The 1,055-nt window shown below is 36.9% G+C and carries 1 protein-coding gene and 1 pseudogene; both read right to left on the reverse strand.

The genetic code is table 11. The features are described 5' to 3' along the window. Positions 1–3 precede the first annotated feature (3 nt). Positions 4–594 (reverse strand): NADH:ubiquinone reductase (Na(+)-transporting) subunit D, encoded by a 591-nt coding sequence (locus ARSQ2_RS11560; protein WP_181995370.1) that lies wholly within the window; start codon positions 592–594, stop codon positions 4–6. Continuing rightward, positions 587–892, reverse strand: a pseudogene (locus tag ARSQ2_RS13385) (FMN-binding protein); the annotation flags it as partial. The gene ARSQ2_RS11560 and the pseudogene ARSQ2_RS13385, both read right to left, overlap by 8 nt. Positions 893–1,055: the final 163 nt, after the last annotated feature.

The raw sequence follows: 1,055 nt of genomic DNA on the forward strand, positions 1-1,055 counted from the left end.
ACTCTATATCAGTAAATTTATATTGGAGAAAAACATATATTTTGTAATCAAAATTAAGTCGCTTAGCTTATACCAACCACCATTCTGTACCGATTGCAGAATAGTAATACCGAATAGTTTACCTGAACCAAATAGTTCTCTTAGAAAACCAACTAAAATTAAAATAGCACCATATCCCAAACCATTACCAATACCATCCATAAAACTTTCAATTGGTGGTGATTTCATTGCATACGCTTCAGCACGTGCCATGACGATACAATTAGTAATAATTAAACCGACAAATACTGAAAGTTGCTTAGAAACTTCATAAGCGTAAGCGCGCAGGATTTGATCTACAACGATAACTAAAGAAGCTATGGTTGTTATTTCAGCAATAATTCGCACACTATTAGGAATATCATGACGGATCAATGAGATAAAAAAACTAGAAAAACCAGTGACTAAAGTCACAGTAATGGCCATCACAAGGGCGGTTTCTAATTTAGTCGTTACCACCAAAGCCGAACAAACACCTAGAACTTGCAATGCAATAGGATTATTATCGAATAAAGGTTCAATTAGCACGCGTTTAATCTCTTTACTATCAGCCATGATTTAACTCTCCTTTGCGTACTTTATTCAGGAATGGGCCAAAACCATTATTACCCAACCAGAAATCAAACATATTCTGGATACCGTTTAATGTGAGTGTTGCCCCTCATAGGCCATCGATACTAGAGGGACCATCTAATGCTCCACCACGCACAATTTTTATCGCCGGTTTCCCTTTTTGATTATAAAGTTTTTTGCCAATCCATTGGGCGCGCCATTGTAAATTATCTACCTCTCCACCCAGACCTGGCGTTTCAGCATGAGAATAATAAGTTATACTTCGTGATGTCGTTCCATTTATAGCTAAGCGACTTAATTTTGATCACATTATTTATATGAGCTATTCAATTGATTTTAGAGGTAAAGTGATATTTACGATGGAAGAAGACGGGGTGAGTATCCGAGAAACAGCGAAGTAATTTCGGATTGGCTCTGCATCTGTATCGCGTTGGATTAATCAA

Source organism: Arsenophonus endosymbiont of Bemisia tabaci Q2, from assembly GCF_902713415.1.
Lineage (GTDB): Bacteria > Pseudomonadota > Gammaproteobacteria > Enterobacterales > Enterobacteriaceae > Arsenophonus.